Origin of the sequence: Helicobacter ailurogastricus (genome assembly GCF_001282945.1) — a bacterium.
Lineage (GTDB): Bacteria > Campylobacterota > Campylobacteria > Campylobacterales > Helicobacteraceae > Helicobacter > Helicobacter ailurogastricus.
On record NZ_CDMG01000004.1, the window covers coordinates 51,891 to 77,234 of the forward strand.

A 25,344-nucleotide genomic window follows, 5' to 3' on the forward strand; every position below is an offset into this window, starting at 1 on the left:
TCATAGTTGGCAATTTAGGGCATATGCACGCTCTTTTATCTAAAGCGCCTCGCCCTATTTTTTTATACCCTTGACTTTTGCCCCAATCTTTGTCATTTGTAAATGCGATAAAACCCAGGGACATAGAGGGTTTTTGAGTCCTAGCGGACACAAGGAGGTTTTTATGATTTTAGTGAGCTTAACCGCCGAAATTGGGGCGAGCAAACACGGGAGCAGTGTGGGGGTGCAAAAACTGAAAGAAAGACTCGTTGCAAAGCACCCCGAGATCAGCGAACACATGGTTTTAATCCGCCAAAAGCAATGTTTTTTGGAGGATTTTTTTAGATTTGCCAAAAACTTTGAAGATTATTACTTCTTTTGCAAGGACAGCTTGATCCCCAGCATGCGGGCGGTGTTTAAAAAGGGGGGGTTTCCCATTGTTTTGAGTGCCGAGCACTCGGGAGCTTTTGGCATCGTGCAGGCCTTGCGCTCCGTGCATCCAAACAAAAAAATAGGCATTTTATACATAGACGCACATGCCGACTTACACACCGCTTATGACAGCGACTCTGGCAATTTGCACGGCATGCCCCTTGGCATGGTTTTAAACAGAGTACACTCGGGGCAAAACTCCCTAAATCCGCAAGAGATCGAATATTGGGAGAGGCTATGCGCTTTGGATTTACCTAGAGACGCGCTCGAGTTTAACCCCAAGCATTTAATCTATTTTGGAGTGAGGAGCACAGAGGCTAGCGAGCGCAAGATGATCAAAGATTGTGTCATCCCGCTTTTTAGCGTGCAAGAGATTAGAGAAAATATCTCCAATGTGGTGGCACAAAGTGTCAAATACTTAGAGGGTGTGGATTTGGTGTATTTGAGTCTAGACATTGATGTCTTGGATGGCAAGATTTTTAGCTCAACGGGGGTTAGAGAAAACAACGGCCTACACCCTGATGAATTAAAAGAGCTTTTTAACAAGCTTTTAAGGGCGTTTCAAGAGCGGTTAGTGGGTGTGGAGCTCACCGAGTATAACCCTGAGCTGTGGGATGGGACTAACCCCGATGAGGAAGTCATTTGGGGGCTTTTAGAAGATGTCGTTTTAGAAATGAGGGAAAAATGTTAGGTCTTGTCAAAGAGAGCATGGATTTTGAGTTTAGAGTGGGGTTGGTCCCCCACGATGTGGCGCAGCTCACCCCACATTTTCATGTAGTGGTGGAGAAGGGGGCTGGGCTTATGAGCGGATATAGCGATGAGGCTTACGCGCAAGCAGGGGCCAAAATTGTGGGACGGGCTGAGGCGTGGGCGCAAAGTGTCGTGATCAAGTGCAAAGAGCCCTTAGAGCACGAATACGCTTTATTGCAAGAGGGGGCGACACTCTTTAGCTATTTGGACTTGGCTTACAACAAACCCCTAGCGCAGATGTTTGTAGATAAAAAGATTTTATCCCTTTGCACCGAGACTTTAGCCGGACCTAAAAACAACTACCCCGTGCTCGCCCCCATGAGCGTGGTGGCGGGGCAACTTGCCGCCCACTTTATGCAGCATTATCTGCTGGGTTTAGAGCATTTGCCCAATGTCTTTGGACTTGGGTTGCTTTTAGGCGGTTTGAGCGGACAGGCGAAGGCTAAAGTCGTGGTCGTGGGCGGGGGCGTGGTGGGCCTAGAGGCGGCAAAATTTTTAAGCCTAGCGGGCGCGCGGGTGGTTGTCTTAGAGTTAGACCCCTTGAAACTACAAGAGCACCCCTACAAGCAACTTTATCACTTAGAAATCCTAGCCGTGCATGAGGAAAACATTCAATGCGCTTTGAGTGGGGCGGTGGGGCTTGTGGGAGCGGTTTTGGTGACAGCCACAAGCACGCCCAAAGTCATTTTAAAACGCCATTTAGCCCTCATGCAACGAGGCGGGGTGGTGGTCGATGTGGCTTGCGATTTGGGCGGGTGTGTGGAAACGATTAAGCAAACAAGCCACTCGCACCCCGTGTATTTGCAAGAGGGGCTTTTACACTATGGCGTGCCTAACATGCCCGGGGTGGTGGCAAAAACAAGCTCCATCGCTTACAGCCAAGCGAGTTTGCCCTATTTGCGCTATTTTTTAAAACACGGGCTCAAGGGCTTTTTAAGCGCAAACACAAAAGAAGTGGCCAACACCCTAGGGGCTTTGAGTGCCTACGATGGCTATCTTGCCCAAGAGGGGATTTCTAAAGCCTTTAACTTGCCCTTTAAGAGCGCGTCTGCCGTGCTAAACAGCCTTTAAAAAGCCCCACACAGGCCCCCAAGAGTAGATAAATGTCTGCCATGCCTACATACAAAATGGGCTCTTTTAAGAGGGCTTGCAAAGCGAGTGCACTTAAAAACAACCACCCCAAAACCCTATCTAGCCAAAATGCCACAAGAGCAAAGACGCATAGACTAGGCAAGGCCAAGCTACTATAGACAAAACTAAAAGGCAAGAGCCCCAAAGTGTCGCTAAAAACAAATAGAGTAAAAAGGGCTAGAAAGCCACAGGCCTTTGGGGATAAAAAAAGGTTGTGGCTGATTTTAGCAAGCAACCCCCCCACGCTTAAAAGCAAGCTAAAGGTGCTCACACCCCCAAACAACCCCACAAGCACCCCACTAAGGGTGAGCCCTAAAAAAGGCGCGCTTAAAAGCCCAAAGCACAAAATCCCCCAAGAGGCGTTAGAGAGAACAAACACCCACACCCCCGCACAAAAGGCTAAAAACAGCGCATCCATCATAGACTCTTTAAATATGCGAGATTAAAAACCATGTGCGCTATGCCTTTGCGCTCTTTGGTGTAAAGGATATGGACTTGGTCGTGAAAGATCAAAACGCAGGGGTAACTCACTTCACCTTTAAGACTGGTGTCTAAGACTTTTAAGGGTACAAAAGCCCCGCTTTTAGGATTAAAGCGGGCTAAACGCAAGGCGCTTCTTGCGCTCGGGTTATGGGGCAGGGCTTGGTTGTAAATCAAATACAACACCCCATCCGCGTTAAAAAGGGCGTTTGCGCTGTCGTAGTTGTTTAAATTGCTTAAAACGGGTTTGCGCCAGTGCCAAAAGTCTAAACAGCTTTGGGTGTAAAAACGCTCGGTCTTGTAGCTTCTAAAAACCACAAAGGCACAATTTTGGTAGGGGACTAGGCTAGGTTGCAATTGCTGTTTTAAAGAATTTGGTTTGAGCAAAAATTGCAAGTTGACTTGTGGGCTAAACTTCAAAAACACCGGGGATTTTTTGGCCAATTCGTGGTAAATGGGCAAAATAAAGCCCCCGTCTGTGGTTGGAGTTGGGGGGTTGCGGACCAAGTGGCTGATGTTTAAAAAGGGGCTCAAATGCAAAATTTGTTCAAAGTGCAAATCTTTAGGGTTTGTCAAGGGCGCGCGCAGCACATAGATTTTAGAAGTTGCCCACCCGCCTAAGCTCGCCCCCACCACAAATAAATACAGCTTGTCTTTGTGTGTGTAGAGCACAGGGTTGCCTAGAATTTTTACAAATTCGTGGGCTTGGCGGCTCAAATCGCTCGCGGATAAGAGTTTAAAAGCCTCTCCCCACCGCTTGGTTTGATCTGTATAAAGATTGCCCCAAATACTCACATCACTTTGCGCTTCCTTGCTCCCTCCAAAGTAGGCAGCAAGCATTGTATGGCCGTTTAGGGCAGTTAGGCTGGCTGCATGCACGCTTTTAACGGGCGGGGGGGGCAGTAGAGTGGAGGGGCTAAAAAAAGGGAGGGTTTTCGTGAGCGCGGGGGTTTTTGTAAAATTAATGGGAGGGGTTGTGGGCTTTAAAAGCATAAAAACCCCAAAGAGCATCAAAATAAAAGCTAAAATTTGCACGCTACCCCTTTAACCAAAGATGGTAGTTTTACACAAAATTGCTTAAGGTGCGTGGTACTCCAAATGGCCGCAATAAACCCTTTTTCTATGTGTATCAAACTTGGGGCTAAATAAATCCTTGCTCTCTAAATTGTCTTTGGTGTGTATCCCCACGATAGGTAAAAGTGTGTGGATGAGATCATCGCTCATAAAGGGTTTATGCACGGCCTTAGCAATTAATTTTACTTTTTCAGGGTGTTTTTGTTTAAAGGTGTCGGTAACATAGACCATAAAGGGAATCTCTACCCCATATTGAGAACACTTATGCCCGTAGGTGTTGCCACTTTGAAAAATGTCTTGGGCGTGATCCGACAAATAAAAGATGATGGTGTCCTTGTCTTTAAAAAGCTTAAAAATTTCGCTTAAAACATGGTCGGTGTAGTAAAGAGAATTGACATAATCTGCCACAATTTGTTTATCCTTGTCGTTTTTGACTTTGAGATTTTTATAGTCAATGTCTTTAGGGGTGAATTTGGTGTAAGACTTAGGGAAGCGTTCTGTGTAGATTAAATGATTACCTATTAAATGGAAGGCGATGAAATTTTTATTCCCCATTTTTGGACGCACTTTGGCATTAAACAAATCCACCAAGTCCAAATCATCGGTGTTAAAAGAAGAAGTGCGTAAGACTACCTTAAAACGGCGGGGCAAAAGCTCGGTTGCACTGTTGTCTCTTGCGGGGTATTGATTGTCTAGCCAAAAGGTAGAATAGCCCGCTAGATTAAAAATATCGCCCAAATCTCTTTGGTTATACCACGGGGTGGGCTGTGTCTCTGTGTCCGCGTAATTTAACAAGACTTCAAAATTTTCCTCCGTGTTGCCAAAGGAAGAGATCACATTGTCAAAGACAAAGAGATTGGGCAAGTCCCCCCCCCCCCCCCCCCCCNNCCCCCCCCCCCCCCCCCATTTACTAGCGCATTTAAATTAGGGGTATTAGGCACAACATAACCATAAACCCCCATAAAATCTCTAGACGCGCTCTCCCCCACAATCAGCACCACATTGGGCACGTTGTTTTTATCCACGCTCAAGTAATCTTTGTGGTAGGGTCTGCCTAGGGCGTTTTGCGCCACACTGGCTCCCGCTTGTAAGCTGCCATAAATTGCTCTCGCTTCTTTGATGAGGGGCAAGGTGTCTAGCACTTCTGGCGGAGCTAGCCTAAGACTTCCCATTTGGGCGGACAAATACGCTGTGCGCCCCACATGCACTCCTACTCCAAGCCCTACCAAACCAAGCAAGATTAAATTTAAACGCCTAGAAACCACCCACTTAAACCTCCCCGCCCATAAAAATAGCACACAACCCAAGACAAGAGCTAAGATGAGCGCAAGGTGGGAGGTTTGGGTTTTTAAAAAGGCTAGGGCTTCGGCGGTGTTGGTGTTGTATAAGGTTTGCAAAAGGACTTGATTCACATCCATGTTAAAGGCATAGCCCACAAAAAAGCGCACAAAGGCACAAGCAAGGCTCAAGGCTAATAACAAATTTTTAACCCACTCCTCAACTCTTGGGGGCAAAAGGGCTAAAAGGACATAGACCCCGTAAAAAAATGCTGCGCTATAAAAGGACACTTTTAAGACAAATTTAGCCACATAGCCCATGTGTGCATCGGGAGAGAAAAAGGCGGCTGAAACAAACACCCCCCAGCACAGAAAAAACCGCTTGTCTAAAACAACCCCACTCATCAATAATCTTGGCTAAGGGTTTTTAAGCAAAAGCCCCAAAGGACATGAGTTTTTGGTAACGCAAGCTTAAGAAGTCGGTTTGCTGGATTAGGGGGAGCTGTTGTAGAAAGTAGTTTTTAATGGATTGGCTGGCTTGGAGTTTGTCGCGGTGTGCGCCCCTTTCAGGCTCTAAAATGATGTCGTCTATCAAATTGGCTTTTTTGAGATCAAAGGGGGTGATTTTCATGGCCTTGACCGCAACTTCGATTTTGCTCGGGTCATTCCATAAAATCGCCGCACAGCCTTCAGGTGAGATCACGCTAAAAATGGCGTACTCTAGCATGGCCAATCTGTCTGCCACCGCAATGGCCAACGCCCCGCCGCTGCCCCCCTCGCCGATGATGATAGAGATGGTGGGGACTTTGAGCGTGGCAAACTCCTGTAAATTCTTGGCAATCGCCTCGCTTTGCCCGCGCTCTTCGGCTCCAAGCCCGGGATAAGCCCCGGCTGTATCGACCAACATTAAGATAGGCAAATTAAATTTTTCGGCAAATTTTGCGCTCTTTAAGGCTTTGCGGTAACCCTCAGGGTTTGGCATGCCAAAGTTGCGCATGAGTTTGTTTTTTGTGCCCCGCCCCTTTTCCTCTGCAATCACAACCACGCTCACGCCCTCGATTTTGCCCACAAAACACACAATGGCTTTGTCATCGCTAAAATGTCGGTCGCCAAATAACTCGTATTTATCTTTTAAAATCAGCTCAATGTAATCCATCGCGTAGGGGCGATCAGGGTGGCGCGCGAGTTGCAGGCGTTGGTAGTCGGTCAGATTAGAGTAAATCGTATCGGTTTCTTTAACCAAGCGTTTTTCTAAAATCTCTTTAGCGTCTAAATCCCCCCGAATAGTCGCCATCTCAATGTCCTCTTGCAACCCCTTAATGCGGTTCTCAAAATCTAAATAGACAGCCACTGCGATCTCTAAAACTACAAAGCTTTGAAGATCACCACGCCATTAGTCCCGCCAAACCCAAAGGAATTGCTCATGACCGCCTCTAGTTTGGCGCTTCTGGCCTCATTGGGGATGTAGTCTAAATCGCAACCCGGATCGGGGCTCTCTTGGTTAATCGTGGGAGGCAACACGCCCTCTTGCATCGCCATGATAGACACCACCGCCTCGATCGCTCCGGCCGCGCCCAAACAATGCCCAATCTGCCCCTTAGTGGAGCTCACGGGTGGGACTGCGTCCCGCCCGCCAAAGACATTTTTCAGCGCGATGGTCTCATAAAGGTCGTTGTAGCTGGTGCTCGTGCCGTGCGCATTGACATAGCCCACTCTCGCCCCCACTTTGCTGGCCATGTTTAAGGCTTGTTTCATCGCGCGGTAAGCCCCTTCACCATCGGGGGCGGGGGCGGTGATGTGGCTGGCATCTCCGCTTTCACCATAGCCCACAAGCTCGGCAAAAATGGGCGCGCCCCGCTTTTTAGCGCTCTCATACTCCTCTAAAACCAACGCCCCAGCGCCCTCGCCCATCACAAAGCCATTGCGTTCTTTGTCAAAGGGCCTAGAGGCTTTTAAAGGCTCATCATTGCGGTTAGAGAGCGCGCGGATGGACGCAAAGCCCCCGATGCCCACGGGGCAAATGGTCGATTCTGCCCCCACCACGAGCATGCGATCTGCCCCCTCTAAAACGATTGTCTTATAAGACTCGATGATCGCATGCGTGCCGGCAGCGCAGGCGGTTACACTAGAGATGTTGGGGCCTTTAATGCCGTATTCAATCGACACAAAGCCCCCGATCATATTCACCAAAGCGGAAGTGATGAAAAAGGGATTGACCTTGCGTGGCCCCTTATCAAAGCAATAAATGGAGTTCGCCTCGATGTTGCCAAGCCCGCCGATGCCCGAAGCCGAGCTGATGCCCATGCGCTCTGCGAACTCTTGCGGGCACTTGCCCTCTTGCAAAATTTGGCTCTCAAAGATCGCCTCTTTGGCTGCTAAAAGGGCCAGCTGTATGAAACGCCCGGCCTTTTTGACATCTTTTAGATTCATCACCAAAGCGGGGTCAAAATCCGTGATTTCCGCAGCGATTTGCACGGGAAAGCCGGTGGTGTCAAAGCTGGTGATCTTTTTCACCCCACACTTGCCCCCCACAATGGCACTAAAAGCATCTTCTTTATTCAGTCCTAGGGCATTGACCATCCCCATGCCCGTTACCACAACCCTACGCAAAAGAACTCCTCACTTACAAGGAATAAGGACTAAGCGAGTTTATTGTCTTGAATGAAGCGGAGCGCATCACCCACTGTTTTAATCTTTTCAGCTTGCTCATCGGGGATCTCAATCCCAAATTTTTCCTCAAGAGCCATGATGAGCTCCACCACATCAAGCGAATCCGCGTTTAAATCCTTGATAAAATCCGCCTCCTCAGTAACCTGCGATGCACTCACATTTAACTGCTCTACAATCACCGCCTGTACATCTTCAAACAAAGCCATAAAATCTCCTAAACTAAATGTAATTTTTCAAAACAATCCCGCGATTTTAGCTTTAAAACGCTTTAAAAACCCTAAAATCGCGCCTATTTATGCTCCAACACATCGATGATCCGGTATAAAAGATAGATGATCACCAACAGCAACACTATAAACACAAAATGCACCGCTTCTCCTTAATTGAAATTTGCGTCCATCACATATACAAGCCCCCATTGACTTTCAAGACCTCGCCCGTGATGTAGCTAGACAAGTCGCTGAGTAAAAACGCCACGGCCCCGGCGACTTCTTTAGGCTCGCCCAGTCTAGCTAGGGGGATGTTCTTTAAATAAGCCTCTTTCACGCTTTCGTTAAGCGCAGTCATGTCCGTGTCGATGAAACCGGGAGTGATGGCGTTAAAGCGAATGCCGCGCAGTGCCCCCTCGTGGGCGAAGGATTTGGTCATGGACAAAATCCCGCCCTTGCTGGCCGCATAATTGACCTGCCCCATGTTGCCCCGCTCGGCAATCACCGAGGAGATATTCACCACGCTCCCAAAACGGAGTTTCCCCATCACCTTTAGGGCTTCTTTGCACCCAATGAAGACAGACTTAAGGTTCGTGTCTAAAACCTGCATGAACTCCTCGGTTTTCATGCGAAGGGCTAATTTGTCTAGCACAATGCCCGCGTTATTGACAAGGTAGCTTAAACCCCCGTCGGCATCCACGATCGCGGCAATCCCCTCCACAAAGGCCTTTTCATCGGTAACATCGAATTTAACCAAGGCGGCCCTCCCGCCCATCTGTTCGATCTCAGACTTCAGGCCATCTGCGCTCTCAGGGTTGGAGCGGTAATTGATCCACACCTTTAAACGCCCCCCCTCTTTGTGGCTGTAATTAGCCAACAACAAGGCTATGGCGCGCCCAATCCCCCTAGTCGCCCCCGTAACCAAGACATTTTGTCCGCTAAACTCCACGCTAAACCCTATAACTTCGCTTCGTAACGGCGCAACATATAAAGGCGTTTAAGGATTTTTTTCTTGGCGTTGATTTTTTGTTTTTTGCGTTTCTCGGTCTTGGACTCAAAAAAGCGCCTTGCACGGCACTCGGTCACCACTAAGTTGCGGTCTGTCTGCTTTTTAAAACGCCGATAAGCCTCATCAAAACTATCTGTCTCGCGCACCTTGATCCCGGGCATGCCACCACCTACTTTCTTGTATGAAATATGCGCCATATTAACAAATTTTTGTAAATTTAACCTAAAATTGCAAAAATTTTGCTACAATAAGACTTTTTGGGTGCTCATAGCTCAGCTGAATAGAGCAACAGGTTGCGGTCCTGTAGGCCGGGGGTTTGAATCCCTCTGAGCACACCACTTTCAAAATCTATCCCCTTAAAATCTAAAATCCTTGATCGATCATCGCTTGCGCGACTTTTCTAAATCCAGCAATGTTTGCGCCCAAAACTAAGTTTGTGGGGTCCTTAAACTCGGTGGCCGTCTGCGCACTGCTGGTAAAAATGTCTTTCATGATCGCGCGTAGTTTTTGATCGATCGTCTCAAAATCCCACGCGTGCATGCCCGCATTTTGTGCCATCTCTAGGCCACTCACAGCCACCCCACCGGCATTTGCCGCCTTGCCCGGACCATAGCAAATTTTTGCCTTTAAAAAAACATGCATGGCCTGTGTGCTAGAGGGCATGTTCGCCCCCTCAGTCACGCATTTGCAACCATTTTGCAACAAAGTTTTTGCATCGGCTTCACTAAGCTCGTTTTGCGTGGCACTAGGAAAGGCCGCAAAACAAGGCACGCTCCACACCCCATTGGTGCCTTTTGCATAATCTTTAGCGGCGGTATAAATGGCGCTTTTTTTGTGTTTGGCGTAATCCTCAACACGCCCCCCCTGTACCTCTTTAATTTTTTTCAGCAGTTCTAAATCAATCCCCCGTTTGTCATAGACCATGCCATCAGAGTCGCTGGCCGTTACTGGTATTGCCCCCACTTGATAAAGCTTTTCAATGGTGTAAATCGCTACATTGCCGCTGCCTGAAATGGTGCAAACCTTGCCCTCTAACCCCTCTTTGCGCGCCTCTAGCATTTCTTGTGCGAAATACACGGCCCCATAGCCTGTCGCCTCTTTACGCACCAAACTCCCCCCCCAATCTAAGTTTTTGCCCGTAAAAACCCCCTCAAAGCTATCGACAATTTTTTTATACCGCCCGAAAAGATAGCCAATTTCTCTAGCTCCCACGCCAATATCGCCGGCCGGCACATCTCTTAAGGCCCCGATGTGGCGGTAAAGTTCGTCCATATAAGCCTGACAAAAGCACATGATTTCTGCATCGCTCTTGCCTTTTGGGTCAAAATCGCTCCCCCCCTTCGCCCCGCCCATGTTTAAGGTTGTGAGCGCGTTTTTAAAGACTTGCTCAAAACCCAAAAACTTAATGATGCCCACATTGACGCTGGGGTGAAACCTTAAGCCCCCCTTGTAAGGGCCTAAAGCGTTGTTAAACTGGACACGCCAACCCCGATTGATCTGTATTTTGCCTTGATCATCGGCCCACACGACCTTAAAAAACACCTGCCTATCTGGTTCAATGAGTCGCTCTAAAATGGCATGCTTTTCGTATTTAGGTTCTTTTTTGAGTAGGGGGGTTAGGGCGTGCAACATTGCAGCGACCGCCTGCCTAAACTCCACTTGTTGGGGGTACAAACCCTCCACATACTTTAAGACCTTTGTAATGTACATAAAACTCCCCACTTTTATAAAGATAAACACCCACCGTATCATTGTATAATAGTTGCCAACGACTAACACTATGGAAACACAATGGACGCTTACCAATACAGCGAGTTGCTTAAGGAATTACAGGGCAAGTGCCACAACATTGCCCAAATCATCAAACCCCAAGGCCTACAAGAACGCTTAACAACCTTAATTCAAGAACAAACGCACCCAGAGTTTTGGCAGGATAAGGCCAAAGCCACGCAGAATAACAAAGAAAAAATGCGCGTGGAGAGGTTGTTACAGGCCTACAACAAAACTAAGCAAGCCCTAGAGGAGGCCCTTGAGCTTTTTGAACTGACCCAAGAGGACACAAATGCCCTAGAGCAGCTTTTTGAAGAGGCCCCCAAATTAGCCAGTTGTATCCAAAACATGGAAGTGGAGGTCATGCTTAGTGACCCGCACGATGGCTTGGACGCTTTGGTGAGCATTCAGCCGGGGGCTGGGGGGACAGAAAGCCAAGATTGGGCGGGCATGCTCTATCGCATGTATTTGCGCTGGGCAGAGAGGCGAGGCTTTAAAGTCGAGTTGCTAGATCACCAAGAGGGCGAGGAGGCAGGCATTAAGGGCGTGGCTTTTAGCATTAAGGGGGTGAATGTCTATGGCTATATGAAAAATGAAAATGGTGTCCACCGCCTCGTGCGCATGTCCCCCTTTAACGCCAATGGCAAGAGGCACACGAGTTTTGCAAGCGTGCAGGTGAGCCCTGAGATAGACAACGAAATCGACATTGTGATCGAGGAAAAGGACATCAAGATAGACACCTACCGTGCAAGCGGAGCGGGCGGACAACATGTCAATAAGACCGATTCGGCTGTGCGCATCACACACCACGCGACCGGAATTGTCGTCCAGTGTCAAAATGACCGCAGCCAGCACAAAAACAAGGCCATGGCGTTAAAAATGCTCAAATCTAAACTCTACGAATTGGAGCTACACAAACAACAAGAACAAAACCACCAAGAGGAGAAAAGCGAAATTGGCTGGGGACACCAAATTAGAAGCTATGTTCTAGCCCCCTACCAACAAATCAAGGACGCAAGAAGCGAGATCGCTTACAGCCAAGTGGAGGCAATTTTAGACGGGGACTTGGACCAAGTCATGCAAGATGTCTTGGTCCATAAAGCCCAGGCGCTTTAAAGCCTGTCTAAATTTTTGGACTTTTGGGTTTTACTTTGCATTTTGCGCGCTAGCCCTTAAGGCGCGCTTGTGGGCCACAAAAAACGATCAACACCAGAGCTTAACGCCCCTTAAAACAGCGGATTGACAAAATTTAAATTTAAAAATTCTTGGCAAAACCAAAATTGATAGATGACCCTAGAGTGCTTGCAACACCCCAACGCCTTAAAGCATTTACACAAGTAAAATAAACTATAATCGCTGGATTATCTAAGGAGTGATGAATGACCCAAGAAGAACTAGATGCCTTGATGAGCGGGGGCGGTTTGGAAGTGGCCACCCTTGAGCTAGAAAAGGCGGAGCAAGAAGAGGAGATTAAAGGAGAAAAAGAGATCAAGGGGGGGAGTGAGGAAGAGAGCCAAGAGGCCCACGAAGCCGAAGAGGACCATGGCATGGACCAGCACACGAACATGAAAGTGGATAAAAAGATGGCCGAAAAATATGGCAAGATCGACTCTGAGGAGTGGCCCCCCCCACCTCCCACTGAGGAACACAAGGTCGTGCATCAGCTGGATGATGTTACGAGGGATTCAGAGGTGAAAGCCACCCAAATTTTCGACCAGCTCGACTACATCAACATGAGCGCAGATGGGATTTTAAAAGCTTTAAAGAAAATCAAAACCCCCCTACAAAAGCACCTAGAAATTTTTGAGGTCTTAGCAGAGAACTTCCCCCTCATCCAAACCTTCCAAACTTCCTTAGACGAAACCAATGAAATTTTACAAGGCATCAACTCTATACAAGAGAAGGCTGAGGGTTGCTCGGATAGCTCCATGCAGGCGATGGATATCATGCAGTTTCAAGACATACACCGCCAAAAAATCGAGAGGGTCATCAATGTCATGCGCGCTTTGACGCAGTACATGAACGCCCTATTTGAGGGCAGTATCGCCGATTCTAAACGGGTCAGCTCCGCCTCTTACATCATCGGCGATGACAACGAGAGCGCGGCGAGTGAGAGCGACATTGAGGCGTTGATCGCCGCCTTTGGTAAAAAATAGCTTTGGTCGAATTACTCGCCCCGGCAGGCAATCTAACCAAACTTAAGATCGCCCTAGACTATGGGGCGGATGCGGTTTATGCGGGCTTGGGGCAGTTTTCTTTAAGGAACCGCGCGTCTAAAGCGTTTGATCTAAGGAGTTTTAAAGAGGGGGTGGCCTACACCCACGCCAAGGGCAAAAAATTTTACGCCACCTTAAACGGCTTTCCTTTTAACGCCCAAATCCAGCTCTTAGAGGAGCAACTTTATAAGTTAGCCGATTGTGGAGTCGATGCGCTCATCATCGCCACCCCCGGCGTGTTAAGGCTGGCGCAAAAACTCACCCCACATATCCCCATCCACCTATCGACCCAAGCCAATGTGATGAATGTCTTGGACGCACAGGCCTATTATGAAATGGGCGTGAAGCGCATTGTGGCGGCTAGAGAAATGAGCCTTAGCGATGCTGTTGAGATTAAAAAACACCTGCCCGATTTAGAGATTGAAATTTTCGTGCATGGGAGCATGTGCTTTGCCTTTTCGGGGCGCTGTCTCATCTCTGCTTTGCAACACGGGCGCGTGCCTAATCGGGGCTCTTGCGCCAATGATTGCCGCTTTGATTACGAGTATTACATCAAAAACCCCGACACGGGCGTTTTGATGCGCCTTGAGGAAGAGGAGGGCGTGGGTACGCACATTTTAAACGCCAAAGATTTAAACCTAGCCAACCACATCGCCACCATTTTAGACACAAAGGCGATCAGTGCCTTTAAAATCGAGGGGCGCACAAAATCGAGTTATTACGCCGCCATCGCCACAAAGACCTACCGCACGGCCATAGACGACTATTACAAAAACCAATACCGCCCCGCTCTTTACCAAGCCGAGTTAGCCACGCTCAAAAACCGGGGTTTTACTGAAGGGTACTTAATCAAACGCCCCCACCAGCGCCTCGACACGCAGAATTTTAAAACGGCGATCAGCGAGGGGGATTTTCAGGTCAATGGGGAAGTTTTAGAGGATGGCTTGCATTTTCTATGCAAATTCACCACCCGCCCCAACGAATCGTATGAAGTGGTCTTGCCCTATGGGGCGCACTTTGAGCCAGTGGCTAACGAGCTAGGCAAGCTTTATAGTTTTGAGGGCAGGCACTACCTTTGCTTGTATAAAATCGCGTTAGAAAACGGGCAGGAGTTGGAGAGCATCCATAGTGGCAACACCAACCCGGTGAGACTCCCCACAAAACTACCCGCCCGCACATTTTTACGTTCAAAGACCACTACCCCTTAAAAACAGGTGGTTTTAGTGGGCTGTGCTGTTTGCTACAAGGAGTTGAGATGCGAGCCAAAACAGCTTTTTTATTGTTGCTGGCGTGTGTGCCCTTAGGCGCACACCTCACCGCCCACTTCTTAAATGGTGCTTTTTTCTCCTTGGGCATGGGTGTAGGAGAGGGGCGTTTGGCTAACCGCATTTTAAACAGCACGCAAAATTTTTCCTCCAACTCTGTATTTTTAGGCATGCAAACTAAATTAGGGGAGCAAAATTACTTCACGCCCTTTATCGGCGTGGGCTATTATGGCTACTTCTCTTACCGCTATTTATACATGGATAAATGGGCGAAAGCCACGAGCCAAGCCAACAACATCGATCGCTACCAAGTGGGCGTTGGGGCGAATTTGCTTTTCAACTTTTATAGTAAAATTGTCAATGTCAAGGGCAAACGCCCTAAAGTGCGCGCCTTTGGGGTGTTTGGCGGGTTGTTGGCAGTCGCCAATATTTGGACCTTGTACTTTAACAACAACACCCCCTATGTGCGCAACAACGCCAACATCGATGCTGTTTTTGGCGTGCATATGCGCTTTAACCGCATTAAAATCAGTCTAGGAATACACATGCCCATCGCCAACGAAATTAAATACATTAAGCTCCCCGCAGGCAACCAACAATTCCGCATGTTTGAGATTGTCAATAACTACAAGAGCTCTGAACTCTTTTTAAACTTCACCCGTTTGTTTTAGGATCAAGCGTGCTTAGAGTTTGGGTTTTTATTCTCTGCCTAATGGGGCTAGGTGCCCACCCCTTTGCATCTTACTTGGATGGACCTTTTGCGTCCTTTGGCATGGATGTGGGCGGGGGGAGCATTGCCCACGAATACCTTTACAACCCCCCCATCAACGCCGTTAAAGAACAAGCCTACCAAACCGAGCTTAAGGCCTACAATGTAGCAGTGGCTAAACTCAAAACCGATCAAGGCCAAACCATCAATACCCTTAAAACCATCGCAGGGATATTATCGCATTTCACGCTCACCTCCACAAAGGCCACGGCCTTGCTTGCCAATCTCAACGCCCTAGACACGAACAACCAAACCCCCAGCGCGATTAATAAAAGCGTACAAGAGTACGAAGCCTACCTACAAAAAATCCTTGAAGAATACAGCAACGCCAACCAAGATAAAATCAACCAAGCCGAAAATGCCCTATCCAAATATGTCCAAGAGATCAGCAATTACGAAAACACGATCAATAGCCAGCCCAGCGGACAAGATTTACAGATTTTACAAAACGCAATCAACTCCCTAGAGAACTTTAACACCCAAATAGCGCAAGTGGCAAAGGATTTGAATGTGCCCTTCACCCCTTTTGCTCTACCCGCCCCGCTAAACGCCAATGGGAGCAATATCAACACCTTAAGCAAGGCGCAAATCCAAACCGCCCTAAACGCTCTGAGCAACGAACTTGGGGCGGTGATCTCGGGGGTGAGTGGGGACATCAAAAACTTGAGCGTAGCCAACCAAAAAATCGCAATTGACAATGCCAACGCCATCTCGCAACTTGACAATGAAAAACAAGAGGCGAGCGAAGATGCCTTAAACCAAATTGTAGCCATCTCTCAATCCCTAGGCCGAGCCTTCCATTATCTTTGGGAAAACTACGCTGTGGGCAAGGGCTTTGACCTTGACAACGCCGATCCCAAGAACATGAAATTTATCAACAACACCTATAACTGCACCTTTGCGCTTGTTTTTGGCAAATACGCCGACGGGAGTGCTTATAATCCGGGGGTAGGTGGTTTGCCCAATAGTTGTGGTTTTAATGATTCTGCGCCGTGGAATAAACCTCCCTTCATGAACGATGCATTGTCTGGTTTTAATAAAGCTCTAAGTGCCCTAAACACCGCCATAAACACCCCTAGCTCTACCTCAAAAACCCACACACACATAGTCCTAGACAACACCTCAACCACCACCAACCTAACCCCCCAAGACATTTGGAATACACTTTTCAATGTGAGCAAACTTGAAGCGGCAAACTTTCCCCTTATGAACTCCAATTGTGCGGGGAAGTTACAATGTGGGGGTAATCAACCGCGCCAACAAGCTAATAAGTTTTTTAATTTTTTAAATGGCTATATAGGCGATCCAAGCTTTGCGGGCAACTTCACTAACTCCCAGTTGTATCAAGACATTAAACAAGATTTAACTAATGGGCAATTTACACAAGTGGAGAATATTGTCAATGTCTATGCAAAAGACATCATCCCTAGCATGTTGCAAATTTTCACCGTAAATCCCGTGTGGTTTTTAAATTCCCCCGGGAATAGCCCACAAGTCATTGACTATTGCAAAACCTCTGATGACCAAGGGCTGGCTTTTTCACAAGGCTATAAGGTGTGCGATTATCAAAACCCCAATGGATGGGGCAATGGAATATTTTTAGGCTATTTTGGTTTAACAGGTCAAGCCCCCCAAATGATTGAAAATGGCATACAAGCCATTGCAACCCAAGCTCAAACACAAATCCAAGCGGCCCAAAAAACCTATAACGAAAAGCCCACATTGCAACACACTTTCCCCATCCCCGCAATTTCTTCTCCTCCTTCTATACCTCTAAAAGGTACTCCCCCTTTGCCCCCTTTGCCTTTGCGCCCAATCATTAGCACCAGCCCCGCCCCCATGCCCACCATCAACGCCCCCAACAAACCCGCCTTGATCTTTGCTTCGGGCAACTTGCGGGCCAATTCCTTACAACTTGGCTTGCAGGCTCAGGGGGGGTATCAAAAATACTTCACCCCCTTTTTTGGAGTCTCCACCTATGGCTATTTTGCCTACCGCTATTTATACATGGGCGGGTCTATGAGCTCACAAACCAATTTAAGCGGGCTGAATCGTTACAGCTTAGGCTTTGGGGCGAACCTCTTAACGAATTTTTACAGCAAGATTCAAAAAACAGGGCATGGGCGGACAAAAATCCAAACCTATGGCCTTTTTGCGGGGCTTTTAGCTCTAGGCAATGTGTGGAACGCCTACATTTTGCAAGCCCCGATGCAAACCCGCTTTAATTTCAATGTAGATGGGGTCTTTGGCTTGAGCGTGCGTTTAAACCGCTTTAAGTGGAGTCTAGGCGTGCATGTCCCCTTAGTGGGGCAAACCCAAATGATCAAAGCGCACACCAAAGAGGGCTTTCACGAAGAGTTGCAACTTATTGACAATTACAAGAGCTCACAACTCTTCTTAAACTTCACGCAGATTTTTTAAAAACCCACAGGGACTCCCTCTTTGGGGCTTCCTCCCTCAGATTTTACTGAATTTGCTTAGGTTCGCCATTATCAGGGCACTGCTCGCTGGGGGCCTCTTGGGCAAGCCCCTTAGCCACGGGCTTAGGCTTGGTATCACAAGCCGCTTTGTGGGCGCAACCCACACCAAAAACCAACGCCAACGCCAACGCCAAAACCCTAGTTTTCATCAGCAACTCCTTATTAAATCCCTTAAACTTAGCGCATTTAAACCAACCACGCGCTAATCCCTTGGGGTTTTTTGGCTAAGTTTGGAGATTAAAATCCACAGCCCCACCAAGCTAGCAATGAAGATCGTGGGCAAGAGATAAGAGTAAGCGTTGCCCTTATCTAAAGAGTTGCGCACCCACGCGCTGGCGTGGTAAGTGATCTCTCCTAGTAATAAAGCCCAAAGCACGCAAGAGAGCGCGTTGAGCCACACAAACTGCTTAAAAGAAAACTTACTAAGGCCTATGGCTAGGGGGACTAAAGTTTTCACCCCATAGATGTATTTATTAAAGAAAATCAGCCACGCCCCGTATTTTTGTATCCACACATGCACTAAAGCGAGTTTGCGGCGGTGCTTGTGTAGGTAGCCGCGCACCTCTTTTTTCTGTGTGCGCCCAAGCCACACCAATAAACAACTGCCCACAAAGTTGCCAAGCCCTGCCACAAGCATGGTCTTTGTGATGTCCATATGCCCCGCTGCACTCAAAATTGCCGCCAAGACAAGCCCCACATACCCACTCCCAAACGAATAAACAAAGAGAAACAAATATCCCCAAGAGTCGAACAAGGCTTGGAAGTGTGCTAAATCCACTACAATCCTTCGCTTAATGTTTATTTAGGGTATAATAGCACAAAGTCCGACAGGAGTTTAGCATGACGAATGGCTATTACGCAGCCACGGGGGGCATGGTTACAGAGTTTAACCGCTTGGATCAGATTTCTAATAATTTAGCCAATCTCAACACCGCCGGGTTTAAACGCGATGATGTCGTTGTGGGCGATTTTCTGCGCCTTTATCAAAACTACCGCGACAAATTGCCCCTGCCCGATCAAACCAAGCAGGCCGCTAAATATCTAAACCGCAACTTAGACCGCGTGCCCATCATCGTGGAGAGATACACCGATTACAGCTTAGGGCCGATGCAAAAGACAGACAACGAGCTGGATTTTGCCTTGAGCGATCCTAATGCCTATTTTGTGGTGCAAACCCCGCAGGGCATCGCCTTTACTAGGGATGGCAGTTTTACCATTGATGCACAAGGGTTTTTAAGCACTAAAGAGGGCTACCACGTCTTAAGCCGCGGGGGGATTGAAAATGGCGCAGGGATACAAATGCTGCCCGGAGCAAGCGTGAGTGTGTCGCCTAATGGAGACATGTTTTTTAGACAAGGGGGCGAGGAGGTGCCCGGGGGGGCTTTAGCCGTGGTGGGCTTTCAAAGTCAAAAACTCTTAAAGAAAATCGGCGATAACCTTTACACCTACCCGCAGGATAAAATGGACGAGCGCACTGAGCTCAACGCCCCCATTGTCCACCAGCACTTTTTAGAAAAAAGCAATGTGAATGCTGTGATTGAAATGACCCGCCTCATTGAAGCCAACCGCTTGGTGGATATGTACTCTAAAGTGTTGAGAACCCACATGGACGACATGCACGCTGAGGCGATCAGTAAGTTGGCGGCAAGGGCGTAAGGGGGCGTTATGAAGTTATCTAAAAAGTTTCTACCCCTTGCTTTATTGGCTTGTGGGGGGGGGCTACACGCTGAAAAGAGCGCATTTTTCATCGGGGGCATTTATGAAGTGGGCGGCTCGACCTTTAAAGCCCGTATCAGTGGCAAAAAACCCAATAGTATGAACCGCACCGCCATCACCCAGGGCGTAGGCGTACGGGTCGGCTATAATCTGCTCTTTGGGGAAAAGGGCTATGTGGGCTTGCGCTTTTATGGCTTTTACAACTGGGGTTTAACTAACTTTGGCAAGGTGGTGTGGAATCGGAACGCTAACTTTGGCAAGAACACCTTTAATTTGTCTGGCTATGGCGTGGGGGCAGATTTGCTCGTCAATCTCTTAAATGGCGAAAAGTCTAATCTAGGCGTGTTTGGTGGCGTGGCACTGGGAGGTAACACTTGGTATGCGGTGCATGGGCCGGGAGGGGCAACGCGCTTTCAGTGGATGGTCAATGTGGGCGTTCGGGCGGTGATCGCTAGACACAGTGCCTTTGAAGTGGGTGTAAAAATTCCCATGCTCGCTACCCATGTGCAGGGTAGAGTGGACGGTGGTGTTTTTAATGACTTCAGTCTGTCCTTAAAACGTGATTGGGCATTCACCGCCGCCTATTATTTCTTATTCTAATGTTGCGCTTGTGGCGTGTGCTGGTGTTGCTGGCTTTGGGCGTGGGTGTGGGTATGGTGCTTTTCTCTGGGGCGTGTGTTGCCCCTGTTCTCTTTAAGACCCCTGGGATTTTAGATCAACACCACGCGGGGATATTGATGGGGCGTATTTTTGTGAGGGGCAATTACCTTTTAAATGTTTTGGCGGGGGTTTTGGTGTTGGACGCTTTGGTGCTTTGGGCGGTGCATAAATCGGGGTTGCTCTTTTTCCACTTAGGCGGGGCGGCCCTGATCGCTTTGTTTAGTTTCTACTACACCCCCTATATCTTAAGCGCCCAAGCCACAAACACGACCACAAGCCCCCAATTTTTAGCCATGCACGCACAGAGCGAAACACTCTTTAAAGCCTTGCTTGTTTTGCTCTGCTTGTCCTTTATTTGGAGAGCACTCTTAAGGCCTAAGAGAGGTGTTTAAAGCTTGCCACTAGATTTTCAACCAAGAGATTAAACCCATCGACTAAAATAAACACCAGGATTTTAAAGGGCAAAGAGATCATCACGGGGGGCAACATCATCATCCCCATCGCCATTAAAATGGAGCTCACGACCATATCAATGACTAAAAAGGGCAAATAGAGCAAAAAGCCGATTTGAAAACCCGTTTTTAACTCGCTGATCATAAAGGCGGGCACAAGCACGGTTAAGGGCACTGCGCTGGGGTTTTTGGGGTTTTCTAAGTGGCGGATTCTGAAAAAAAGGGCTAAATCTTTTTCTCGCGTGTTTTGCAGCATAAACTCTTTAAAGGGCACAATGCCCCTTTCAAAAGCCTCAGTGTAAGAGATCTTTTCGGCCAAATAAGGCTTAATGGCGGTGTCGTAGCTTTTCTTAGCAGCAGGCTCCATGATAAAAAAAGTCAAAATCAACGCCAAAGACACCAAAATTTGTGTGGGGGGGGTTTGCTGCGTGCCTAGAGCGGTGCGCAAAAACGAGAACACCACGATGAGGCGGATAAAGCTTGTCATCACAAGGATGAGCGAGGGGGCGAGCACCAAGAGGGTTAAGACCAGCACCACATTTAAGCTTGTAACCAATTGCGTGGGCGTGTGGGGCGCGCTGAGGGATAAATTGATCGTGGGGATCACAGGGTCTTTAAGCGTAACTGCAAGCAACACACAAGAGGCAAGCACAGCCCAAGAGAAGAAAAAACGCAAGGAAAAGCCCTTTTGTGTGGGATAAGCTTTTAAGTATAATAGGCTTGTTTTTAAAATTGCCTAAAAAGGGAAAAAATGGCAGTATCGGTTGTGATCTTAGCGGCGGGCAAGGGCACGCGCATGCGCTCCAAGTTGCCAAAAGTCTTGCATAAAATTTGCGGACAGGAAATGTTAGTGCATGTGCTGGAAGTGGCTTTTGAATTAAGCGAGGATGTGCATGTCATTTTGCACCACGAACACGAGCGCATTACCGAAGTCATCCGCGCGCATTTTCAAAACAAGCCTAAAATCCATTTACAGAATGTAGAGCAATACCCCGGCACAGGTGGGGCTTTGATGCAAGGAGGCAAAAGCGTTTCCCCCACTCCAATTAAGACCGCCCATAACCGCCTTTTAGTTTTAAACGCCGACATGCCCCTAGTGTCTAAAGAGGCTTTAAAGCCCTTTTTAGAAAGCAAAGAGCCCAACGCCCTTGGAGTCTTTAGCCTAGAGAATAAAAGCGGGTATGGGCGGGTGTGCCTGCAAGGCGAGACAATAACCACCATTGTGGAAGAAAAGGACGCAAGCGCAGAGATTCTAGCCCTAAATACCCTAAATGCCGGGGTGTATCTGTTGAGCCAAGAGTTTTTGCAAGAGTTTTTGCCCCGCTTAGATCAAAACAACGCCCAAGGCGAATACTATTTAACCCAACTTGTGGGCTTGGGTGGGGGGTGTTTTGCGCCCGTTTTTGTCACCTCTGATTCTTTCTTGGGGGTCAATTCACAACGCGAATTGGCCATTGCTGAGGGCAAAATGCTAGAGAAATTGCGCGATGAAGCCATGCAAGCGGGGGTGTGTATGCACATGCCCCACACCATCTATTTAGAAAAGGGGGTGCGCTTTGGGACGGGGTGTGTACTCGAGCAGGGGGTGCATTTAGCGGGGGCTTGTTTTTTGCAAGAAGCCCACATCAAGGCGCACAGCGTGGTCGAATCCAGCCACATTGAAAACAGCTCAATAGGCCCGCTAGCCCATGTGCGCCCCGGCTCTAAGATCGTCAATAGCCATGTAGGTAATTTTGTAGAAACCAAGAGTGCCCATTTAAGTGGGGTGAAAGCGGGGCATTTGAGCTATTTAGGCGATTGCACCATTGAGAGCGGGACAAATGTCGGGGCGGGGGTCATCACTTGCAATTATGATGGCAAAAACAAACACCACACGCACATCGGGCAAAATGTGTTTATTGGCAGCGACAGCCAACTTATCGCCCCCTTAAATATCCCTGACAACGTGCTGATTGGCGCAGGCAGCACAGTTTCTGAGCCCATGCAAGAGGGGGATTTAGTCCTCGTGCGCCCCCCCCAAGTGTCCATCCCCAAGGGGTACTTTAAATTTTTTAAGAAGCCTTAATTGCCCCCTTGTGGCCCTTAAGCCTACCCCCACAGCACACACTGCAAGGGGCACAAACAATAAAGGCTTTTGTTGTGTTTCATACTAGGGATTATGGCTAGAATTGCCCTTAAAACACACTAAGGACTTATTTATTACTCACACTCTATAAAATATTATTCTCATTTTCACTCCAAATCCTTATTTTTCTGCTAGAATTTGTGCTTCACTTTACAACAAAGGTGGAGCATGTTTAAGTTTCTCTCTGTGTTCGGGTTAGTGGCTCTGCCCCTTGTGGCTGAAAACAACGGCGTTTATTAAGCACTTTTTCGAAAATTGCCCTATAACCACCAGTTTTGTGCCCAAAGTGGGGCAAGATGGGGTTAAAATCCTTAAAATCCCTGCAAAATCAAATTAGATCAATAGAGTTTAAGTTTGTAAAAACAACTTTTATGGCTCCCCCCTATGAGAGTATATTCTATGCAAAGAGTAAAAAGGACTACATAGTAAATAAATGTTGGTGTAAGTTTGTTAAAGTATAGGTGTTTTACGCTAAATGCGCTCAGTATGATGGAGAACATGAAAAAGCCCATAGTGGAAGCGAGAGTGCTTTGGCGTGGCTTGTTGTCTTTCTGCCTAGTCTTGGCCCCTCTGCATGGCCGTGATGTCCGCAGTGACCGTGATGTCCGCAATGGCCATGATATTCGCAATGGGGTGTATGTATCAGGTACAGTTGGTGCACAAAGCATGGGAACAAGCACCGGTTCCTCTAGCACATCAGCAACGAGTGTTCCTCTTAACAGCACGAATTTGCAAGATGGCCTCAATGGCAATTTGCAAAATTTAGTCAATGACATTAAAAGCCTTAATGCAAGTGCAGCACAAGTGGGTACGACCTTCAATGTGACTCAGATCCCATTGAAATCCAAGCTCTCCAGGCCCAAATTCAAGACTTAGAGTCTCAAATTTCCGTGCAAATTGCCCATTTAATAGCATTGATGGATTCTAACCCTCAAACCCTTAACAACGCCAATGATCAAGCCATTATCCAAAACTACCAAAATATTTTTAACACACTCAAGAGCATCGATGGAAATTTACAGCAACAGATCGATCAGTACAATAACAAGCTCACCACAGATAAGGATGCTTACGAGAGCCAGGTCAATAGCGTGATTAAAAATAACCAACAAGCCCAAATCACTTATGCGCAAAACCAAAGCACCTATACCGATCAAGTCACCGCTTATGATCGCACAACCCAAGAGTTGTCTCATAATCTCAGCACTTGTATTGATTCGCCAGATTGCCTAGCTCTGCCTAGCACTTATAGCCCCACCCAGGTACAACAAGCCCTCAACCAAATGATGCAAAATACTGATAGCATCGTGAATAGCAGCATGCCTTGGTTCTTTGATGGTCCTTATAAAAACGACACAAGCAAAGTGATCACCCAAAGTCAGTGGAGTCAAGCCGTGCAAGAAGGGTGTGAAAGCAAGCTATTGTCAATCTGTAAGCTGTATGCATAACTTCGATGTGAAATTTCAAGAGGTGTTAGGACCTATAGGTTATTCAGGAATTTCTGCCTCTCAAGTGACGCGTGTCTCTGCATGGTTTCATCCAAATAGGGGAGGAACTTGTAGATTTTGGCTCGCCCACACAGGCGATTCGTGCGATCATTAAGGTCTATAATTCTTTTATTATGCAAAGTACAATGATCGCCAGTTATTCTTTTTCTCCTCCTAGTACTCGTAGTGTGTTTGGACCACCACCTACTTTGCACAAAGAGTCCATGCCTACACCCCCCACTTTGGGGTTGACCTATCGTAATCTCATCGCTGAAATCCAAAACGCCCAAGCTAAGATCGGGCAACAAGGAAAAATCACACCACTACAAGGCACCATTAGTGTAGCCCCCCTTACACGGACAATCAATAGCCTTTCGCGCCCCTTTGCTAATATTAATTGGAATGCCAATCTAGGGGTAGGTGTGCAATACTTTTTTGTCAATCACTTAGGGGTTGATGTCCATGTTAATGCTGGGTATAGCTATTTGGCTAGCCCCTTATTGCGAGAACTGCAAGGGTTTAAATCTTTGCAAGGGTTTTTATGGGAAGCAGGGGCTGATTTGATCTTCGATCTCTTTGTTTCTCATGGTGTTCGTCCAAGGTTTGCGGGCATTTATGCTGGGGCCATGGGAACGGGAGATTACTATTTCTTAGGTGCAAGCGGTCCGCATTCAGGCGTTACTGCCAACTATAATGTCCTCTTTAATGTGGGTTTGCGTTTTCAAATTAATCGCAATATCTTTAAGGTAGGGATCATGGACCCCTTAATCGCCCACTACATCAATATGAAAATAGGCAGCAATGTCATTGTTTTAGATGAAGATCATAAAGATGCCGATGTCTATATTTCTTTTGCACATCTTTTCTAAACTTAAGATGGGGCGATGAAAAATACCAAATCTTATTTATTGCGAAATGTCCTAATGCAGTAAAGCTATTGCAAGACATTACGAGTAATTTTCAAATCTGTATCCATATTTTGGCAGATTTTGGTGGGAATCTCCTCGAATCTTTTTGATGCTGATAAGGCGCACACGCCCCCATTCCCTTAAATCCCATCACAAAAAGTGACTATGGATGAAAATCCCGCACAACAAGGGTTTTTACACACGATCGCAAAATCAGGTTTTATCCGATCAAAATCACTAACGCAAATCTACCTAAAGATACAAAGGAGAAATTGTTTTAGTACTCATTTATTACCCCAATCATCTAAAATATTATTCTCCTTTTATGGCAAAAACCCCTATTTTTTCGCTAGAACTTGGGTTTTACTTTTTAAAAAAGACAGACAATGTTTAAGTTTCTCTCTGTGTTCGGGTTAGTGGCTCTGCCCCTTGTGGCAGAAAACAACGGCGTTTATGGCGAAGTCGGGTTTCAATACTCCAACATG

General features: G+C 47.4%; 27 protein-coding genes and 1 tRNA gene. 15 read left to right on the forward strand and 13 right to left on the reverse strand.

Annotation, left to right across the window (positions count from 1 at the left end; all coding sequences use genetic code 11):
* Window positions 1-163: 163 nt before the first annotated feature.
* Window positions 164-1,102: an arginase gene (gene rocF / locus HAL07_RS03265; protein WP_202903472.1), complete on the forward strand. Its 939-nt coding sequence runs from the start codon at window positions 164-166 to the stop codon at window positions 1,100-1,102.
* On the forward strand, window positions 1,096-2,232 hold the full coding sequence (locus tag HAL07_RS03270) for an FAD-dependent oxidoreductase (RefSeq protein WP_053945108.1): 1,137 nt from the start codon (window positions 1,096-1,098) through the stop codon (window positions 2,230-2,232). Before rocF ends, HAL07_RS03270 begins: the two co-directional genes overlap by 7 nt.
* Here the strand turns inward: HAL07_RS03270 and HAL07_RS03275 are convergent.
* From HAL07_RS03275 to rpsU, 9 genes are all read right to left on the reverse strand, one after another.
* Window positions 2,198-2,710, reverse strand: coding sequence for a hypothetical protein (locus HAL07_RS03275; RefSeq protein WP_053945109.1), 513 nt, complete (start codon window positions 2,708-2,710; stop codon window positions 2,198-2,200). The genes HAL07_RS03270 and HAL07_RS03275 overlap by 35 nt on opposite strands.
* Window positions 2,710-3,807, reverse strand: coding sequence for a sialidase family protein (locus HAL07_RS03280; protein WP_238374479.1), 1,098 nt, complete (start codon window positions 3,805-3,807; stop codon window positions 2,710-2,712). Before HAL07_RS03280 ends, HAL07_RS03275 begins: the two co-directional genes overlap by 1 nt.
* Window positions 3,808-3,849: 42 nt before the next feature.
* A complete protein-coding gene (locus HAL07_RS03285) occupies window positions 3,850-4,710 on the reverse strand; it encodes a phosphoethanolamine transferase (RefSeq protein ID WP_264828383.1) in 861 nt (286 codons plus the stop codon).
* Window positions 4,680-5,528: a sulfatase-like hydrolase/transferase gene (locus HAL07_RS08290; protein ID WP_053945110.1), complete on the reverse strand. Its 849-nt coding sequence runs from the start codon at window positions 5,526-5,528 to the stop codon at window positions 4,680-4,682. The genes HAL07_RS03285 and HAL07_RS08290 overlap by 31 nt, the downstream gene beginning before the upstream one ends.
* Window positions 5,529-5,550: 22 nt before the next feature.
* Entirely contained in the window at window positions 5,551-6,474 is a 924-nt protein-coding gene (gene accA / locus HAL07_RS03295) for an acetyl-CoA carboxylase carboxyl transferase subunit alpha (RefSeq protein WP_053945111.1), read from the reverse strand.
* Window positions 6,475-6,488: 14 nt separating this feature from the next.
* Window positions 6,489-7,733, reverse strand: coding sequence for a beta-ketoacyl-ACP synthase II (locus HAL07_RS03300; protein ID WP_053940782.1), 1,245 nt, complete (start codon window positions 7,731-7,733; stop codon window positions 6,489-6,491).
* Between the two features lie 29 nt (window positions 7,734-7,762).
* Window positions 7,763-7,999, reverse strand: a complete 237-nt coding sequence (gene acpP / locus HAL07_RS03305) for an acyl carrier protein (RefSeq protein WP_015106458.1) — start codon at window positions 7,997-7,999, stop codon at window positions 7,763-7,765.
* Between the two features lie 193 nt (window positions 8,000-8,192).
* Window positions 8,193-8,951: a 3-oxoacyl-ACP reductase FabG gene (gene fabG, locus HAL07_RS03310; protein WP_053940783.1), complete on the reverse strand. Its 759-nt coding sequence runs from the start codon at window positions 8,949-8,951 to the stop codon at window positions 8,193-8,195.
* A gap of 8 nt (window positions 8,952-8,959) precedes the next feature.
* Window positions 8,960-9,172, reverse strand: coding sequence for a 30S ribosomal protein S21 (rpsU, locus tag HAL07_RS03315; RefSeq protein WP_053940784.1), 213 nt, complete (start codon window positions 9,170-9,172; stop codon window positions 8,960-8,962).
* 100 nt (window positions 9,173-9,272) lie between these two features.
* On the opposite strand from rpsU, the gene HAL07_RS03320 reads away from it, so the two are divergent.
* Window positions 9,273-9,349, forward strand: a tRNA-Arg gene (locus HAL07_RS03320).
* Window positions 9,350-9,374: 25 nt separating this feature from the next.
* Here HAL07_RS03320 and gdhA read toward each other — a convergent pair.
* Complete coding sequence (gdhA, locus tag HAL07_RS03325; RefSeq protein WP_053940785.1) at window positions 9,375-10,721, reverse strand: NADP-specific glutamate dehydrogenase; 1,347 nt, start codon at window positions 10,719-10,721, stop codon at window positions 9,375-9,377.
* 81 nt (window positions 10,722-10,802) lie between these two features.
* Here gdhA and prfB point away from each other — a divergent pair, with 81 nt between their 5' ends.
* The 5 genes from prfB (at window position 10,803) to HAL07_RS03350 (ending at window position 17,452) form a co-directional block, all read left to right on the forward strand.
* Window positions 10,803-11,897: a peptide chain release factor 2 gene (gene prfB, locus HAL07_RS03330; RefSeq protein ID WP_053945112.1), complete on the forward strand. Its 1,095-nt coding sequence runs from the start codon at window positions 10,803-10,805 to the stop codon at window positions 11,895-11,897.
* A 263-nt stretch (window positions 11,898-12,160) separates the two neighbouring features.
* Complete coding sequence (gene cheZ / locus HAL07_RS03335) at window positions 12,161-12,937, forward strand: protein phosphatase CheZ (RefSeq protein WP_053940787.1); 777 nt, start codon at window positions 12,161-12,163, stop codon at window positions 12,935-12,937.
* A complete protein-coding gene (locus HAL07_RS03340; RefSeq protein ID WP_053945113.1) occupies window positions 12,934-14,205 on the forward strand; it encodes a peptidase U32 family protein in 1,272 nt (423 codons plus the stop codon). Before cheZ ends, HAL07_RS03340 begins: the two co-directional genes overlap by 4 nt.
* 47 nt (window positions 14,206-14,252) lie before the next feature.
* A complete protein-coding gene (locus tag HAL07_RS03345) occupies window positions 14,253-14,933 on the forward strand; it encodes an outer membrane beta-barrel protein (protein WP_053945114.1) in 681 nt (226 codons plus the stop codon).
* An 8-nt stretch (window positions 14,934-14,941) separates the two neighbouring features.
* Entirely contained in the window at window positions 14,942-17,452 is a 2,511-nt protein-coding gene (locus HAL07_RS03350) for an outer membrane beta-barrel protein (protein ID WP_053945115.1), read from the forward strand.
* A gap of 43 nt (window positions 17,453-17,495) precedes the next feature.
* On the opposite strand, the gene HAL07_RS07920 is transcribed toward HAL07_RS03350, so the two are convergent.
* Together HAL07_RS07920 and HAL07_RS03355 are read right to left on the reverse strand one after the other, a co-directional pair.
* The gene (locus HAL07_RS07920) at window positions 17,496-17,660 is read right to left on the reverse strand and encodes a hypothetical protein (RefSeq protein ID WP_156295931.1); all 165 of its coding nucleotides are present in this window, start codon (window positions 17,658-17,660) and stop codon (window positions 17,496-17,498) included.
* 53 nt (window positions 17,661-17,713) lie between these two features.
* Window positions 17,714-18,289, reverse strand: coding sequence for a DedA family protein (locus HAL07_RS03355; RefSeq protein ID WP_082346343.1), 576 nt, complete (start codon window positions 18,287-18,289; stop codon window positions 17,714-17,716).
* 62 nt (window positions 18,290-18,351) lie between these two features.
* On the opposite strand from HAL07_RS03355, the gene HAL07_RS03360 reads away from it, so the two are divergent.
* Genes HAL07_RS03360 through HAL07_RS03370 form a run of 3 tightly spaced genes read left to right on the forward strand, consistent with a single transcriptional unit; the run spans window position 18,352 to window position 20,279 of the window.
* The gene (locus HAL07_RS03360) at window positions 18,352-19,167 is read left to right on the forward strand and encodes a flagellar hook-basal body protein (RefSeq protein WP_053945116.1); all 816 of its coding nucleotides are present in this window, start codon (window positions 18,352-18,354) and stop codon (window positions 19,165-19,167) included.
* Between the two features lie 9 nt (window positions 19,168-19,176).
* Complete coding sequence (locus tag HAL07_RS03365; protein WP_082346344.1) at window positions 19,177-19,827, forward strand: outer membrane protein; 651 nt, start codon at window positions 19,177-19,179, stop codon at window positions 19,825-19,827.
* Window positions 19,827-20,279, forward strand: a complete 453-nt coding sequence (locus HAL07_RS03370) for a DUF4149 domain-containing protein (RefSeq protein WP_082355812.1) — start codon at window positions 19,827-19,829, stop codon at window positions 20,277-20,279. The genes HAL07_RS03365 and HAL07_RS03370 overlap by 1 nt, the downstream gene beginning before the upstream one ends.
* Here the strand turns inward: HAL07_RS03370 and fliP are convergent.
* Complete coding sequence (gene fliP / locus HAL07_RS03375) at window positions 20,263-20,991, reverse strand: flagellar type III secretion system pore protein FliP (protein ID WP_231624673.1); 729 nt, start codon at window positions 20,989-20,991, stop codon at window positions 20,263-20,265. The two genes, HAL07_RS03370 and fliP, sit on opposite strands and share 17 nt — an antisense overlap.
* A gap of 99 nt (window positions 20,992-21,090) precedes the next feature.
* Between fliP and glmU the strand changes: the two genes are divergently transcribed.
* From glmU to HAL07_RS03395, 4 genes are all read left to right on the forward strand, one after another.
* Window positions 21,091-22,404, forward strand: coding sequence for a bifunctional UDP-N-acetylglucosamine diphosphorylase/glucosamine-1-phosphate N-acetyltransferase GlmU (glmU, locus tag HAL07_RS03380; RefSeq protein ID WP_082355813.1), 1,314 nt, complete (start codon window positions 21,091-21,093; stop codon window positions 22,402-22,404).
* A gap of 558 nt (window positions 22,405-22,962) precedes the next feature.
* Window positions 22,963-23,340 carry a hypothetical protein gene (locus HAL07_RS03385; RefSeq protein WP_053945117.1) on the forward strand — a complete coding sequence of 126 codons (378 nt, stop codon included), beginning with the start codon at window positions 22,963-22,965 and terminating at the stop codon, window positions 23,338-23,340.
* 41 nt (window positions 23,341-23,381) lie between these two features.
* Entirely contained in the window at window positions 23,382-23,912 is a 531-nt protein-coding gene (locus HAL07_RS03390) for a hypothetical protein (RefSeq protein ID WP_053945118.1), read from the forward strand.
* Window positions 23,913-23,983: 71 nt separating this feature from the next.
* Window positions 23,984-24,820: a hypothetical protein gene (locus HAL07_RS03395; protein ID WP_156295932.1), complete on the forward strand. Its 837-nt coding sequence runs from the start codon at window positions 23,984-23,986 to the stop codon at window positions 24,818-24,820.
* The last annotated feature ends 524 nt before the right edge of the window (window positions 24,821-25,344 follow it).

Excerpts from the sequence above, each read along its gene's own strand:
- rpsU (WP_053940784.1), bottom strand. The coding sequence starts at position 9,172 with ATGCCCGGGATCAAGGTGCGCGAGACAGATAGTTTTGATGAGGCTTAT.
- HAL07_RS03345 (WP_053945114.1), top strand. The coding sequence starts at position 14,253 with ATGCGAGCCAAAACAGCTTTTTTATTGTTGCTGGCGTGTGTGCCCTTA.
- acpP (WP_015106458.1), bottom strand. The coding sequence starts at position 7,999 with ATGGCTTTGTTTGAAGATGTACAGGCGGTGATTGTAGAGCAGTTAAAT.
- cheZ (WP_053940787.1), top strand. The coding sequence starts at position 12,161 with ATGACCCAAGAAGAACTAGATGCCTTGATGAGCGGGGGCGGTTTGGAA.
- HAL07_RS03365 (WP_082346344.1), top strand. The coding sequence starts at position 19,177 with ATGAAGTTATCTAAAAAGTTTCTACCCCTTGCTTTATTGGCTTGTGGG.
- rocF (WP_202903472.1), top strand. The coding sequence starts at position 164 with ATGATTTTAGTGAGCTTAACCGCCGAAATTGGGGCGAGCAAACACGGG.
- gdhA (WP_053940785.1), bottom strand. The coding sequence starts at position 10,721 with ATGTACATTACAAAGGTCTTAAAGTATGTGGAGGGTTTGTACCCCCAA.
- HAL07_RS03385 (WP_053945117.1), top strand. The coding sequence starts at position 22,963 with ATGAAAAAGCCCATAGTGGAAGCGAGAGTGCTTTGGCGTGGCTTGTTG.
- HAL07_RS07920 (WP_156295931.1), bottom strand. The coding sequence starts at position 17,660 with ATGAAAACTAGGGTTTTGGCGTTGGCGTTGGCGTTGGTTTTTGGTGTG.
- HAL07_RS03360 (WP_053945116.1), top strand. The coding sequence starts at position 18,352 with ATGACGAATGGCTATTACGCAGCCACGGGGGGCATGGTTACAGAGTTT.
- HAL07_RS03275 (WP_053945109.1), bottom strand. The coding sequence starts at position 2,710 with ATGGATGCGCTGTTTTTAGCCTTTTGTGCGGGGGTGTGGGTGTTTGTT.
- HAL07_RS03270 (WP_053945108.1), top strand. The coding sequence starts at position 1,096 with ATGTTAGGTCTTGTCAAAGAGAGCATGGATTTTGAGTTTAGAGTGGGG.
- HAL07_RS03370 (WP_082355812.1), top strand. The coding sequence starts at position 19,827 with ATGTTGCGCTTGTGGCGTGTGCTGGTGTTGCTGGCTTTGGGCGTGGGT.
- prfB (WP_053945112.1), top strand. The coding sequence starts at position 10,803 with ATGGACGCTTACCAATACAGCGAGTTGCTTAAGGAATTACAGGGCAAG.
- glmU (WP_082355813.1), top strand. The coding sequence starts at position 21,091 with ATGGCAGTATCGGTTGTGATCTTAGCGGCGGGCAAGGGCACGCGCATG.
- HAL07_RS03390 (WP_053945118.1), top strand. The coding sequence starts at position 23,382 with ATGGATTCTAACCCTCAAACCCTTAACAACGCCAATGATCAAGCCATT.